Annotated in this window: 13 protein-coding genes; 8 read left to right on the top strand and 5 right to left on the bottom strand. The window is 44.5% G+C overall.

Going from position 1 to position 13949, the window contains the following annotated elements; genetic code table 11:
• Positions 1–26 precede the first annotated feature (26 nt).
• The 4 genes from MAMP_RS03290 (at position 27) to cynS (ending at position 4520) form a co-directional block, all read left to right on the top strand.
• Positions 27–857, top strand: a complete 831-nt coding sequence (locus MAMP_RS03290; protein ID WP_007144566.1) for an SDR family NAD(P)-dependent oxidoreductase — start codon at positions 27–29, stop codon at positions 855–857.
• A gap of 35 nt (positions 858–892) precedes the next feature.
• The gene (locus MAMP_RS03285; protein WP_007144565.1) at positions 893–2998 is read left to right on the top strand and encodes a putative bifunctional diguanylate cyclase/phosphodiesterase; all 2106 of its coding nucleotides are present in this window, start codon (positions 893–895) and stop codon (positions 2996–2998) included.
• A 191-nt stretch (positions 2999–3189) separates the two neighbouring features.
• On the top strand, positions 3190–4032 hold the full coding sequence (locus MAMP_RS03280; protein WP_007144564.1) for a formate/nitrite transporter family protein: 843 nt from the start codon (positions 3190–3192) through the stop codon (positions 4030–4032).
• Between the two features lie 47 nt (positions 4033–4079).
• Complete coding sequence (gene cynS / locus MAMP_RS03275; protein WP_007144563.1) at positions 4080–4520, top strand: cyanase; 441 nt, start codon at positions 4080–4082, stop codon at positions 4518–4520.
• Positions 4521–4580: 60 nt separating this feature from the next.
• On the opposite strand, the gene clpB is transcribed toward cynS, so the two are convergent.
• The 4 genes from clpB to MAMP_RS03255 form a co-directional block, all read right to left on the bottom strand.
• Entirely contained in the window at positions 4581–7166 is a 2586-nt protein-coding gene (gene clpB / locus MAMP_RS03270; protein WP_007144562.1) for an ATP-dependent chaperone ClpB, read from the bottom strand.
• Between the two features lie 69 nt (positions 7167–7235).
• Complete coding sequence (locus MAMP_RS03265; protein WP_007144561.1) at positions 7236–7898, bottom strand: lysophospholipid acyltransferase family protein; 663 nt, start codon at positions 7896–7898, stop codon at positions 7236–7238.
• A 4-nt stretch (positions 7899–7902) separates the two neighbouring features.
• Positions 7903–8526, bottom strand: coding sequence for an L-threonylcarbamoyladenylate synthase (locus MAMP_RS03260; protein WP_007144560.1), 624 nt, complete (start codon positions 8524–8526; stop codon positions 7903–7905).
• 29 nt (positions 8527–8555) lie between these two features.
• Positions 8556–9389, bottom strand: coding sequence for a PHP domain-containing protein (locus tag MAMP_RS03255; RefSeq protein ID WP_007144559.1), 834 nt, complete (start codon positions 9387–9389; stop codon positions 8556–8558).
• Positions 9390–9442: 53 nt separating this feature from the next.
• On the opposite strand from MAMP_RS03255, the gene MAMP_RS03250 reads away from it, so the two are divergent.
• Genes MAMP_RS03250 through MAMP_RS03235 form a run of 4 tightly spaced genes read left to right on the top strand, consistent with a single transcriptional unit; the run spans position 9443 to position 12827 of the window.
• Entirely contained in the window at positions 9443–10021 is a 579-nt protein-coding gene (locus tag MAMP_RS03250) for a septation protein A (protein WP_007144558.1), read from the top strand.
• Between the two features lie 13 nt (positions 10022–10034).
• A complete protein-coding gene (locus tag MAMP_RS03245) occupies positions 10035–10334 on the top strand; it encodes a YciI family protein (RefSeq protein WP_007144557.1) in 300 nt (99 codons plus the stop codon).
• Entirely contained in the window at positions 10331–10600 is a 270-nt protein-coding gene (locus MAMP_RS03240) for a BolA family protein (protein ID WP_007144556.1), read from the top strand. The genes MAMP_RS03245 and MAMP_RS03240 overlap by 4 nt, the downstream gene beginning before the upstream one ends.
• Before the next feature lie 7 nt (positions 10601–10607).
• Positions 10608–12827 (top strand): PilZ domain-containing protein, encoded by a 2220-nt coding sequence (locus tag MAMP_RS03235; protein WP_007144555.1) that lies wholly within the window; start codon positions 10608–10610, stop codon positions 12825–12827.
• Here MAMP_RS03235 and MAMP_RS03230 read toward each other — a convergent pair.
• Entirely contained in the window at positions 12801–13949 is a 1149-nt protein-coding gene (locus MAMP_RS03230) for an alpha-hydroxy acid oxidase (RefSeq protein WP_007144554.1), read from the bottom strand. The two genes, MAMP_RS03235 and MAMP_RS03230, sit on opposite strands and share 27 nt — an antisense overlap.

Genomic DNA, 13949 nt, shown 5'->3' with positions numbered 1-13949 from the left:
TCGTTTAGGAAAGATAAATTAATCAAATGAAAACATGTCTTATCACAGGTTGCTCAAGTGGCATTGGTTTATGTGCTGCAATCACATTACATCAGCGTGGTTATAAAGTCGTCGCCACCGTCCGTAATGACAGCGATAAAACATCACTTGAGCAACATGGTATTTATACCATCATCATGGATTTGGCGAATGAAAACAGCGTTAGCTCAGGTTTTCAGCAAGCATTAATCTATCTCAATAATCAATTAGACGGACTGTTTAATAATGCCGCTTTTGGACAGCCTGGTGCTGTTGAGGACTTATCGCGAACGGCCTTAAAAGAACAGTTTGAAACGAATGTATTTGGTACACAACAGCTTACTAACCTCGCTATCACACATATGCGGAGACAAGGTTATGGACGCATTATTTATAACAGCTCGGTATTGGGACTAGTTGCTTTGGCTTACCGTGGTGCATACAACGCCAGTAAATTCGCTATAGAAGGCTTGGCCGATACGCTAAGGATAGAGCTTCATGGCACGAATATCGATGTCAGTTTGATTGAACCTGGCCCGATAACCAGCCGGTTTCGTGATAACGCCTACGCGAAGTATCTTCAGCATATTGATAAAACAAACAGTGCCCATCAAGAAACCTATCAAGCGATGGAAGCCAGGCTCAAGAAAAAAGGCCCAGCAGCGCCTTTTACTCTACCTGCAGATGCCGTTGTTAAAAAATGTATCCATGCACTAGAGGCAAAAAAACCCAAAAGGCGTTACTACGTCACTTTTCCTACTTATCTTTTTGCATATAGTAAGAGACTGCTACCGGCTGCTGTATTAGACTGGTTGTGCCGAAAGGTTTCAGATAGCTAGCCTGAAAGGATGCGCATGATGAATAAGCTGTCACTATGAGAGATACCTCACATTCAAACACGGTTATAATCACCAGAAACCGCATTCTGGCAGGCAGTGTTTTATCCGCTGTTATGACTGTTAGCGCATTCTTTTTGATACCCTATCTTTTCCCGACTGTCTCACATATCAAATGGATTGCAGCGACAATAAGCTCTGTTTGTTATTTATTCCTTATCCTATTTCTATCACGTCACCTCACTCGTTCTATTCAATCGAGCTTCGATGACATAGGTCAACTCACCCTCTCCGTTCCTTTGGTTGCCAGTAAAAAATTTATTGAGGCACGCGAACAATGCGAGTCTGTTAATGAAAATAATTCAGATCATGCCATTGTCAACCTGAAACAGGAGCTATGTAATCTGGCAACGATGCTCGAGGCTCTGGAAGACAAAGTTTCTCAGCGTAATAAAGCTGTTTTTAGAGCACATCAAGCACTAAAAAACGAACGCGACTTCATCACTCAACTTGTTGATACGGCACAGATGATCGTAATGACATCCGATGATAAGCAGGTGATTCACTTGTTCAACCATTATGGTGAGCAGTTAACGGGGTTTAGTCGTGAAGAAGTGGAAGGATCGGATGTGGCTCGCTTCTTCCCTCCTGGTCACTGGTCTGAAACCAATAATATTTTGAAAGAACTATTAATTGGTAATATTCAGATCGCCCAGCAAGAAGCCGAACTTGTTGATAAAGCAGGTAGCTTAAAACAAATTTCCTGGTTTCATTCACGCGTAGAAAGGAATAATGAAGAAACCATGATCCTCTCAGTAGGACTGGATAACACTCAAACTCGAGCAGCAGAAAAACGTATCGTGTGGATGGCTGAACATGATCCTCTAACCGATTTATGTAATAGAAGAAAATTTACTGAAGAGTTTGAAAAATCATTGCAAACGGCGATTCGTTATCAGCACAACAGCACACTTTTGTTATTGGATCTCGACCGCTTTAAAGATATTAATGATACCAGCGGTCACCGAGCTGGTGATGAAGCACTCAAGCTAGTTGCAAAAGCGCTCAATAGAATCACCCGTTTTACTGACTTTGTTGCACGTTTAAGTGGTGATGAGTTCGCCGTCATCATGCCAGAAAGTGACGAGGCCGGTGCGATTACACTCTCGGAAAAGATACTGGCTGAGCTTTCAACCATTCATCTGAACTATGCATCTGTGCGTCATACAATCTCCGCCAGCATCGGTATCGTCAATTATCCTCTACAAGATGCCACAACCAACGAGCTGATGGGGTTTGCGGATTTAGCCATGTATCGGGCTAAAGCTAACGGCAAAGGTCGTTATCATATTTTTTCGCTGGATGATCAAAGCCGTGAACAGCTACAAAAAAGGGTTTACTGGAAACAGAAAATCGAAGAAGCCTTGGAGAATCATCTATTTGTTTTATATTTCCAACCCATTCTTAACCTGAGTAATAATGAAATCCAGCACTATGAAGTGTTGGTCAGAATGCGAAATCCTGAAACCCAGGAAATCACCTTACCAGGTAAGTTTATCGAGATTGCTGAAGAAGTTGGACTAATCCAAAGTATCGATCATTACGTACTGCACCACAGCATAAAAAAATTAGGTGAATTACAGAAACAAGGCTCAAAAGTGGAGTTTGCTATCAACCTGTCCGGCGCGGTTGTTGATACACCCGTTTTATTGCCATACCTTAAAAAGTTAATTAAGCGCTTTGATGTCGATCCTAGTGCCTTGATTTTCGAGGTCACTGAAACTGTTGCGGTTGCCAATCTGTATCAGGCAAAACTGATGATGACAGCAATAAAAGCGCTGGGCTGTCGTTTTTCATTGGATGATTTTGGTGTTGGTTTTGCTTCATTCAACTATATGCGTGAATTACCCATCGACATTATCAAGATTGATGGTATTTTCATCAAAAATCTGGATATCAATGCGGATGATCAGCTGTTTGTTAAGGCACTGATAGATGTCGCCAAAGGCTTAGGGCGTAAGACCATTGCTGAATTTGTCGAAAACGAAGCCATTCTTACTATCCTGCAGAACTACGGCGTCGACTTTGCACAAGGTTTTTATATCGGCAAACCTCAACAAGACTTGTTATCCGGAACACATTAAACGGCATCACGACTAGATGTCTTCCTGCACCATGCAGGATCAAAACATTCAATATGGTGCAAAAACATATCACCCTCGCTCCCAAAAAAATCAATAACCCATTGATACATAATTAATTTTAAAATTGGCATAATAAATGCCAATTTAGTCTTATCTTTTTATCATCGTGATTGTGTGGAGAAATAGCGGTTATGTCTTATATAAGCCCAGGTGAGTTTGTAAAAACAATGGTAGATGCGGGTGAGTCAAAATTATTTATGGCCACCCGTGATGTATTAATACGTTCATTTATGGCTGGCGCCATTTTAGCTATTGCTGTGGCTCTTGCCGTTACGGCTGCCGTCCAAACCGGTATACCCATTGTCGGCGCCTTAATATTCCCCGTCGGGTTTTGCATACTTAATTTATTAGGCTTTGATTTATTAACCGGTGTATTTGCTCTGGTGCCTCTGGCCTTATTTGATAAACGTCCAGGGGCGACATTCAATGGCTTACTAAAAAACTGGGGACTGGTTGCTTTGGGTAATTTACTAGGCGCTTTAACAACAGCAGTGTTGATCGGCATTGCCTGGACTTTTGCATTTACCACGGAGCCCGGTGCGGCTGGACAAGCCATTGCCAAAGCAGCTGAAGCCAGAACCCTCGGCTTTGCTGAACATGGTGCCGCAGGTTGGTTAACGGTATTTGTTAAAGGCATTTTATGTAACTGGATGGTATCTGTCGGTGTGGTCGGTGCCATGTTGTCAAAAGATGTGATCGGTAAAGTTATCGCGATGTGGATGCCTATTCTTATCTTCTTCGGCCTGGTTTTTGAGCATGCTGTGGTCAATATGTATTTATTCCCACTTGGCATGATGATGGGCGCCCCTATCACCATTGCTGACTGGTTAATCTGGAATGAAATCCCCGTTATTTTAGGCAATTTAGTTGGCGGTCTGCTGTTAACTGGCATGGTGCTCTATGCCACCCATCTAAAACCAGGCCCAACCCGTAGCCGTGTGATTAAGCCCGATAACAAAGTGACGGCAAATTAACCTTCATCTACTGAAAATGAATTAATATCAAAAACGCGAGGAACATAATGAATAAGCTGGAAATGACACAAGCCATTATGGTGGCGAAAGAAAATAAGCAGTTACAGTGGGAAAAGATTGCCGAAGTCATCGGCATGTCTACAGTCTGGACCACCTCCGCTTGCTTGGGAATGAATAGCATGCCAGCAGAAAAAGCACGTGCTTTATGCGAACTTCTGGAGTTGCCAGCAGAAGTCAAAACAGCTCTTGAGGCCTACCCAATCAAAAATTGGGATGAGAGTGTGCCTAAAGATCCGTTGATTTATCGTCTTTATGAAATTGTTGGGGTATATGGCCCCACCCTGAAAGAAGTCATTCAGGAAAAGTTTGGTGATGGCATTATGAGTGCCATTGATTTTAATATGTCTGTAGAACGAGAACACGACCCCAAAGGTGATCGTGTTGTCGTGACAATGAATGGTAAATTTTTACCCTACAAAGCCTGGTAGATTACCCCTTGGTGAAGGGAGATAAACTACGGTTTTCTCCCTTCTTTTTTTGCCCAGGTTTTAGTGAAGTTTGAGCTCTTTGAACACCAGCTTATCCGCTTCAACTTCAATGTTGACAGTATCACCAGCAGAAAACTTACCTGACAATAAATCCTGCGCCAGTGGATTTTCAATCTCATGCTGAATCACCCGTTTCAGCGGTCTTGCCCCATACACAGGGTCAAAGCCTTCCGAGGCAATCAAGTCCAATGCCTCATCGGATAACATCAGTTTCATATCTCGCTCTGCTAATCTTGCTCGCAGATGTGATAACTGAATCTCGGCAATCGCACGGATTTGTGCTTGTTGTAATGGGTGGAACACCACCACATCATCCACACGGTTAATAAACTCCGGACGAAAATGCTGTGACACAATCTCCATCACCGCGGCTTTCATCGCGTCATAATTTTCTTCACCCGCCATTTCCTGAATAACACTCGACCCCAGATTCGAAGTCATCACAATCACCGTATTACGGAAATCCACAGTGCGACCTTGTCCATCCGTCAAACGGCCATCATCCAGTACCTGAAGCAGAATATTAAAGACATCCGGATGGGCTTTTTCCACTTCGTCTAATAAGATCACTGAATAAGGTTTGCGTCTGACGGCTTCTGTCAGATAACCACCTTCCTCATAACCCACATAACCAGGCGGCGCGCCTACCAAACGTGCAACCGAGTGTTTTTCCATAAATTCCGACATATCAATGCGAATCATCGCATCCTGTGTATCAAACAAGAAGTTAGCCAGAGATTTACACAACTCCGTTTTACCGACCCCGGTTGGCCCTAAAAACAAGAATGATCCATTAGGACGGTGAGGATCAGACAAGCCTGCCCGGCTTCGACGAATCGCATTAGCGACTGAACTGACTGCTTCATCCTGACCAATAACGGTTTCGTGTAAAGCGTCGTCCATTTTCAACAGTTTGTCGCGCTCACCTTCCAGCATTTTTGATACAGGAATACCCGTCCATTTAGAGACGACTTCAGCAATTTCTTCTTCACCGACTTTATTACGCAGTAAAGTGAATTCCTGCATTTCGGCTTCTGTTGCTAGTTTCAACTGTTTTTCCAACTCTGGAATACGTCCATACTGTAGTTTGGCCATTTTTTCATAATCGGCACTACGATTGGCAGCATCCAGTTCCAGACGCGCTTTTTCCAGCTCTTCTTTCACGTGCTGACTACCATGTAACGACGCTTTTTCAGACTTCCAGACTTCTTCCAGATCGGTATATTCTCTGGCCAGTTTTTTCATCTCAGTTTCGAGCGTTTCAAGCCGTTTTTTGGAGGCATCATCACTTTGTTTTTTCAGTGCCATGCGTTCAATTTTTAATTGAATCAAACGACGCTCAAGCCGATCCAGTACCTCTGGCTTGGAGTCAATTTCCATACGAATACGACTCGCTGCTTCATCGATAAGATCAATCGCTTTATCAGGCAGTTTTCTGTCTGTGATGTAACGGTTAGACAACGTCGCTGCGGCAACAATCGCCGGATCCGTAATATCCACCCCATGATGCACTTCATAACGCTCTGCCAGACCACGTAAGATCGCAATCGTCGACTCCACCGTAGGCTCGCCGACAATCACTTTTTGGAAACGACGTTCCAGCGCAGCATCTTTTTCTACATATTGACGATACTCATTTAACGTTGTCGCACCGATACAGTGAAGCTCACCACGAGCCAGCGCAGGTTTGAGCATATTTCCCGCATCCATTGCGCCTTCAGCCTTCCCAGCACCGACCATGGTATGAATTTCATCAATAAACAGAATGATCTGACCTTCTTGTTTCGATAGATCATTCAAAACCGCTTTCAAGCGCTCTTCAAACTCACCACGGAATTTGGCACCAGCAATCAACGAGCCCATGTCCAATGCTAAAACCCGTTTGTTTTTCATACCATCAGGTACTTCGCCATTGACGATACGCTGTGCTAACCCTTCAACAATCGCGGTTTTACCTACCCCAGGTTCACCAATAAGGACAGGGTTATTTTTGGTACGACGCTGCAAGACCTGAATAGTGCGACGAATTTCATCATCACGACCAATCACCGGGTCTAATTTGCCCGCTTCAGCTCTTGCCGTTAGATCAATCGTGTATTTTTCCAGAGCCTGACGTTGCTCTTCTGCGTTTGGATCGGTCACTCGCTCCCCTCCACGAATTTTATCAATAGCGGTATTAATCGCTGTTTTGTTACCGCCATGTTTGCGAAGTAATTCACCATGCTGGTTTTTATCTTCCGCCAGCGCCAATACAAACAGTTCACTGGAAATGTATTGATCCTGACGTTGCTGTGCCAGCTTATCCGTTTGATTCAATAATCGGCTTAAATCTTGTGAAACATGGATATCACCATTACCACCTTCAACCTGAGCCAGTCGTGATAACTGCTGTTCTAAATCAGCTTGATAAGCCGCAACATTAACACCACTCTGAGCTAGAATAGGTTTCACACTGCCATTTTGTTGTTGCAGTAAAGCCAGCATTAAATGCACGGGTTCGATGAACTGATTATCTTGCCCCACTGCCATACTTTGGGCAGCCGCGAGCGCTTCCTGGAATTTACTGGTTAATTTATCTATTTGCATACGAGGTATTTCCCCTGAAAAAGTAAGTTAATACAGAAATGGGGGAAGCCTCGATAAAAATCAAGAGAGCTAATGCGGATGTTTTTGCAACGTTTCGATATAGCTTGTTAATTGAGCTTTAAGCTCATCGATTTCCTGCAAAGGTGATAAAGGTTTGCCAACACGGATCTGAACATGGCTGGGAACAAAGGGCGCGAGTAACACCTGTCCTTGCGCTGTAATCCCATCCAATCGCACCGGATAAATTGGTGTTTTTGTCCATATTGCCAAGCGAATGACACCTGCTTTTATTGGTCTTGGTGGGTCGGTATCTAAATGAATTTTGCCATGCGGAAATAAGGCGATGATTTCTCCCTGCTCCAAAGCGCGTCTCGCTGCACGAAGTGCTTGTTCTGCCCGGCCTTGGCGATCAACAGGAATACAACCAGCGGCTTTGAAAATCCAGTGAAGTACAGGTCGATGATATTCTTCAGCCGCAATTAAAAACCGTAATGGCCGGCGACTAGCCGCAATTAATAATAGGGGATCGAGGCCAGAAACATGATTAGCAGCAACAATCGCGGGACCGTGTTCTGGCAAGGGTAAAATCAGGCCGGGATGGCGATGTAACACTTTACATAGAATACGAGTAAGACCATCCAGCCAATTCACATAAATACCACCCCAGTCAGCGCGTGACTGAGATAGACAGATAGCAAAAAAGACCAATAAGAGAATAAGCGTTAGCCACATCTGCTTAACTCTCGAATGGGGTTGTATCTCCCATACCATATCGGGTGACTTCAGGTAAGTCATCGACAAATTCAACCACGGTGGTTGGCTCGGCACCGCAGGCACCGCCATCAATAATTAAATCCACCTGTTTACCAATGGCATCGACAATATCTTCGGCATCCGTCATGGGCATATCATCGCCCGGCAAAATCAGGGTTGAACTCATTAACGGTTCATTCAGTTCTTCCAGCAGTGCCAACGCAATCGTGTGTTCCGGAATGCGTAAACCAATGGTTTTACGTTTGGGATGCTGTAACTTGCGAGGCACTTCTTTGGTGGCCGGTAAAACAAAGGTATATGGCCCTGGCGTATAGGCTTTTAATAAACGAAACACCGCATTATTGAATTTGGCATAGGTCGAGAGTTCTGATAAATCACGACACACCAAGGTGAAGTTATGATCGGCATCTAACTGACGGATTCGACGCAGACGTTCCATTGCATCGTTATCACCAATCTGACAGCCCAATGCATAACCTGAATCCGTTGGATACACAATCAGCCCACCACGCCGAATAATTTCGCAAGCCTGTTTGATCAGTCTTACCTGAGGGTTGTCTGGATGTATTTGAAAAAACTGGCTCATATAAAATCACACTTCTAAAGATTGAGGGCTCAATTCACCCATGTCGACCAGATGGGTGTCACATTTGGCGGCAACGCCGTCATTTTACCTAGTTCAGTATAGCTATTATCCGGGCTATGGAAGTCTGAACCTGCTGAAGCTAACAAATCAAACTCGGTTGCCAACCTTGCCATTGTTCTGACTTCCTCTGGATGCTGCGCACCAGAGGCAACCTCGATTCCTGAACCACCCAATGCTTTGAATTCTGCCACGAGTTTCCGGCGTTTTGTTGCGGTCATTTTGTAACGTGCAGGGTGAGCAATAACGGCCTGCCCGCCCGCGCCGGTAATCCAGTTGACGGTATCTTCAAGACTGGCCCAATGCCCCGTGACATAACCTGGTTTATTACGAACCAGAAAACGCTTAAAGACATCTTTCATATCTTTTGCGTAGCCTTTTTCAACTAAAAAGCGGGCAAAATGCACCCGGCCAAGCATCGTTTCAGAGGCATACTGGCTGGCGCCTTCATAAGCACCAGGAATGCCGGCTTTATCTAATCGAGTCGCAATATCTATCGCACGCTGACGGCGATAATCTCGCAATGCTGATAAACCTTGTTGCAAAACTTCATTATCGATATCTATCTGCAGTCCCACGATATGCACTGTGGCACCATGCCAGCTGACGGAAATTTCCACGCCGGGAATCAAAACCACATCCTGCAACTGAGCCTCTGCCATCGCCTGTCTTATGCCCTCTGTTCCATCATGGTCGGTCAACGCAAGGTGCGTGACGCCCTGTTGTTTAGCGCGAGCCACTAAGGTTTCGGGCGACAGCGAGCCATCAGAGGCAGTGGAATGAGTATGTAAGTCAAACTGAGTCATAAGTAGTATTTTACGATAGAATGCAGTCATCCTGCTTGAAGTGAAAAAACGAAATGAAATTATTCTTCGATTTCCTCCCCATCGTATTATTTTTTGTGGCTTATAAGTTTGGCGGCGGAGACTACACATTTAATGGTGTTACCTACCAATTAGAAGGCATTTATGTCGCCACAGCAGTCATGATTGTGGTGAGCTTATTACAGGTATGTATTTCCTGGTTGCTGTTCAGAAAAGTGGAACGTGCGCATTTAATTACCCTGGTCTTAGTTTTGGTATTGGGTGGGCTGACATTGTGGTTACACAATCCAGATTTTATTAAGTGGAAACCGACAGCGGTCAACTGGTTATTCGCATTAGTCTTTATTGGCGCTTATCTGTTCACGGATAAATCCCTTTTAGAACGAATGATGGCGGATCATATTCAACTCCCTCCCAAAATATGGACTCGTTTAAATCTGGCCTGGGTCGCATTTTTTGTCTTATCCGGCTTGGTTAACCTTTATGTCGCTTTCAATTTTGATGAAGCCACCTGGGTGAACTTCAAATTATTCGGCATGCTGGGGCTGACCGTTGTTTTTGTTGTGGCGCAGTCAATTTACCTGGCAAAACATGCTGTAGAAGTGAAAAAATAGGAATTGTGAAACTATGTTATACGCCATTATCAGCGAAGATCATCCAGACAGTCTGAGCAAACGTCTTGCTGCCAGACCTGCTCATTTAGAACGTCTTCAGGCTTTACAGGATCAAGGGCGTTTAGTGCTGGCAGGTCCTCATCCTGCTGTTGACAGTGAAACACCCGGCGATGCTGGCTTTAGTGGCAGTCTGGTCGTGGCTGAGTTTGATAGTCTGGAACAAGCACAAATATGGGCGGCAGATGATCCCTATATTGATGCCGAGGTCTACGCTAAAGTCACCGTTAAACCCTTTAAAAAAGTCTTACCATGAGCACCATTGACGAAATCAAAACTGCACTGCAAGCACTCTCCCCTGAAGTCATTGAAATTGAGGATGACAGTGATAAACACGCAGGTCATGCCGGCAACACGGGTGGTGGTCACTATAACCTGCTGATTGTCAGTGACGCTTTTACTGGCTTATCCCTCATCAAGCGTCATCGCCTCGTTTTTGAACACGTGGATACACTGATGAAGTCAAAAATTCATGCCTTAAGCATTCAGGCAAAAACCCCTGCCGAATACCAGCCTCAGTAATACTGTCATGGCTGAAAGTGCTGATCTCAAGCAAAAAAACCAAGCCTTTTTGCAAGGATTAGAGAAACAGCGTCTAAATAAAGACTGTCTGCGAATCATTGATTTAAGAGGTAAAGTCAGCGGTGAATGTCAGGCATACGAGTTTGGTGGTCGTCGCCACTATCTTGATGACAGAGCTTATCTGCTGGTTAAACAGCTGATGAATCGCACTCAGGGGCGCTACACAGTAGCTGTCTACGAAGCTGTATTGAAGACCATCAAACAACTAGAGCAAACAAATACACTCGAAGAATCAGTAGAAACGAATAAACCAACCATTCAACGTCTGATATTGGATGAAAATTTCTCCCGCACAGAACAACGACTCAACTTCAGTACGCCGGTCAAACTTCGTATCGCCGATGTTTTATACAGCGGCCACACCGTCAATATCTCCTTAACGGCGATACGGGTCACGTTAAAACGCAGTTACACATTGCACAAGGGTGACTCAGTCAGTGTTGAGTTCAGTGAACTATCAGAAAAACACCGACTGTCATTCCTCTCTGCTCAGCGCTACATCATATTAAAGCTGGAGCACGATGAAGCCTATTCAACACTGATCCTGACCCAGGAAAATACCGACACTGAATTTACTCAGTGGATGTCTGGGTTCATTGAGCAGCAAGCCAAGCAACGGCATATTGATACCGAGTATGAGGTACTCAATTTACAGAAAGCCTTTTATCGGCGCCTTTGGGTCAATCACCTTGCGTACCCGGTATTATGGCAAGTACAACATGCTGACTACCCAGATTATCAGGCTATTTTTTGCGGTGTAGAAGCAGAATGGCAGACACAACAATGGCAAACCAGCCTGAGCACGCTGATTGAAAGTCTGCCGGCACCCGATCAAAAACAACAAGAAAAACTACTGATTTTGATGGGTAAAAAACAGGTATGTTTCTCGCCATTAAAATCAGAAAAGCAAGTCATTGCGTTACTCCACAATGCCGCAATCAATCATCAACAGCTGTTCCTGATGCTCAGAAGTCCGATCCAGATTGACGAAATCTTGTCTACGACCTCAATAAGCGCTTTAAAAGAAGAGATGCCAGGCCATGCTCAACAGTTAGCCAATAATCTGAATCGCCCACAATACGCCATTCGTTTGATTGATTTACAACAATCACTTACACCGTATATTGCTGATGCCCAAAAAGGAATCGCAGCTCAACCCGAATGCTATGACATTCCTATATGGGAATTAAATGACTTACCGACACCTTATGCGTTGAGTCATATCATTAAACGTCAGGTTCAGCGCTATCAAATTCGCACCCCAGTTGCCATTCATATCAATGAACAACAATGGGAAACCACCAGCATTGATGTTTCAAGTCATGGTTTATCTGTCACGTTGCCACTCAGTATTGAGGTAAGTCTGGATAAAGTGGTTTATGTGGACTTCCCTCGTTGGCAAAGCCAGACTAAAAAAGTCAGTTTGCAACGCATCCCGTATCAACTTAAGAATAAGAAACGTTGGAAAAATCGTTATCAACTCGGCTTTGAACGTATTCATGAACACTGTTCCTCGAGTCAGGACCAGTTTTTTAACCACGTTATTGCCAGCAACCAGCAACAATTGAAGCAAAATCAGGATGATCTCCTTCAAGGCCATGAAAGTCGCTTGTTCATACCTTCCCTTCTCGACACAGCAGAATCGATTCCTTTATTTTTAGGTGCTGATGAATCAGGCCAAAGACGCATCTATATCGTTGGCTGCACTGAACTCAACAATGCGCATCAGCAATCGGATAACTTTTGGTTATCGATGGAAGTTCACCTGGCAGAACTTCATGAGCAAGTTAAAAACTTTCAAGCAAAAGAGGGAGAATCGCTCAATACAGCGCTATATGGATTCGGAAATAGCCAGGATCAATGGCAATGGATGTTTGATCACCAATTTATTGCACAACACGATAAAGATCGGTTTCTACAGCGGGCACTCACCGCTAAGCAATTTTATGCCTTTCAATGTTATATCAGCCCAATCAGTCGTCGGGAAGCCGACAAACAAACTGATCTGTTACCACAACTGAATCAACAGCGTAGTAAACAAGCCCATCGTATAAAACATATTCGCCAGCAGCTCAGTGAATTATTCGCTATCGCTGAACTGACTGACATTACACCGTTAATTCAGCTAGTGTATGCAAACTCATCTGCTTCGGAGCACATCCCATAAATAATCAGGGCTAAGCGCAGCAACAGAATCACAGCCCAGTTGTGCCATAGTCATTTCTAACTCGGCACGATACAAATGTATCAGATGAGCCACACCCAGGCTGCCTGCAACCGCAAGCGCATATAATTGCGGGCGTCCCAATAATACGGCATCAGCGCCTAATGCCAGTGCTTTAGCAATATCATTACCAGAGCGAATACCACTGTCGACAATCAGTGGCATTGCATCGTTACCTAATGCCTTTTTAATGTCTGGCAAAACACTTAGGGGGGAGACCGCATCCACCAATACCCGACTGCCATGATTTGAGATCACCACCGCATCAGCGCCTTTTTGTTGAGCCGTTAAAACATCAATCGGGGCTAAAAGTCCCTTAACGATCACAGGCAGTGAGGTCTGTTGTTTTATCCAATCCAGTGTTGCCCAATCGGTTTCTTGTTGGGCCAGGCTGGATTGAAACACAATGTGTTTATCCAGCACATGACTGGTGTATTTTTCCTGAGAATCTGACACTAAATTAACAGCAGTCACGCCCTCAGGTAATTGAAATTCTGAACGCTTGTATTGGGCATCCACGGTCCAGACGATAGCTTGATAGCCCGCCTTAACGGCGCGTTCAATCAGTTGTTTGTTTTGCTCAATATCCGCTTGCCAATACAGTTGAAACCATAACGGGGCAGCTTCAATCTGCATTTCTGCTGCAGTGGCATAAAAGGTCTCAGCAATATCTTCCAATCGTCTGCTGGCTAAAGAGCTGACTACCAAGCCTGTTTGTAATGCTGCTGCAGCTTGCGCCATCGCCAACTCGCCCTGCGGATGCACTAAACCATGATAAGCAATAGGTGCAAGCAACATCGGATAGGCATGTAACTGACCTAATAAATGACTTTCAGCACTGCCCTGATGAATAGGCTTTAATCGACGAGGCAACCATTGCCAGCGTTCAAATGCCTGTCGGTTTATTTGGTCCTGACTGGGTTTATCAGCGCCTTCCTGAATATAAGCCCAAATATCATCGGCAATAAAGTCTTTTGCCAGGATTTCATAATCAACCGCACGACTGATACTGGTCGGAATAGCCGATAACGCGGCTTGCAGAATATGCTTAGTTTGCTCAGCCAT

The organism is Methylophaga thalassica MP, assembly GCF_000214595.1.
Taxonomy (GTDB): Bacteria; Pseudomonadota; Gammaproteobacteria; order Nitrosococcales; family Methylophagaceae; genus Methylophaga; species Methylophaga thalassica.
The sequence above is the reverse complement of the archived record's forward strand: the minus strand, read 5'-3'. Positions and strand labels throughout refer to the sequence as shown.

What these genes read in the sequence shown, in the direction of transcription:
- MAMP_RS03260 (WP_007144560.1), bottom strand. Translation starts at nt 8,526, where the DNA reads ATGAGCCAGTTTTTTCAAATACATCCAGACAACCCTCAGGTAAGACTG.
- MAMP_RS03255 (WP_007144559.1), bottom strand. Translation starts at nt 9,389, where the DNA reads ATGACTCAGTTTGACTTACATACTCATTCCACTGCCTCTGATGGCTCG.
- MAMP_RS03230 (WP_007144554.1), bottom strand. Translation starts at nt 13,949, where the DNA reads ATGGCTGAGCAAACTAAGCATATTCTGCAAGCCGCGTTATCGGCTATT.
- MAMP_RS03245 (WP_007144557.1), top strand. Translation starts at nt 10,035, where the DNA reads ATGTTATACGCCATTATCAGCGAAGATCATCCAGACAGTCTGAGCAAA.
- MAMP_RS03265 (WP_007144561.1), bottom strand. Translation starts at nt 7,898, where the DNA reads ATGTGGCTAACGCTTATTCTCTTATTGGTCTTTTTTGCTATCTGTCTA.
- cynS (WP_007144563.1), top strand. Translation starts at nt 4,080, where the DNA reads ATGAATAAGCTGGAAATGACACAAGCCATTATGGTGGCGAAAGAAAAT.
- MAMP_RS03285 (WP_007144565.1), top strand. Translation starts at nt 893, where the DNA reads ATGAGAGATACCTCACATTCAAACACGGTTATAATCACCAGAAACCGC.
- clpB (WP_007144562.1), bottom strand. Translation starts at nt 7,166, where the DNA reads ATGCAAATAGATAAATTAACCAGTAAATTCCAGGAAGCGCTCGCGGCT.
- MAMP_RS03250 (WP_007144558.1), top strand. Translation starts at nt 9,443, where the DNA reads ATGAAATTATTCTTCGATTTCCTCCCCATCGTATTATTTTTTGTGGCT.
- MAMP_RS03280 (WP_007144564.1), top strand. Translation starts at nt 3,190, where the DNA reads ATGTCTTATATAAGCCCAGGTGAGTTTGTAAAAACAATGGTAGATGCG.
- MAMP_RS03235 (WP_007144555.1), top strand. Translation starts at nt 10,608, where the DNA reads ATGGCTGAAAGTGCTGATCTCAAGCAAAAAAACCAAGCCTTTTTGCAA.
- MAMP_RS03290 (WP_007144566.1), top strand. Translation starts at nt 27, where the DNA reads ATGAAAACATGTCTTATCACAGGTTGCTCAAGTGGCATTGGTTTATGT.
- MAMP_RS03240 (WP_007144556.1), top strand. Translation starts at nt 10,331, where the DNA reads ATGAGCACCATTGACGAAATCAAAACTGCACTGCAAGCACTCTCCCCT.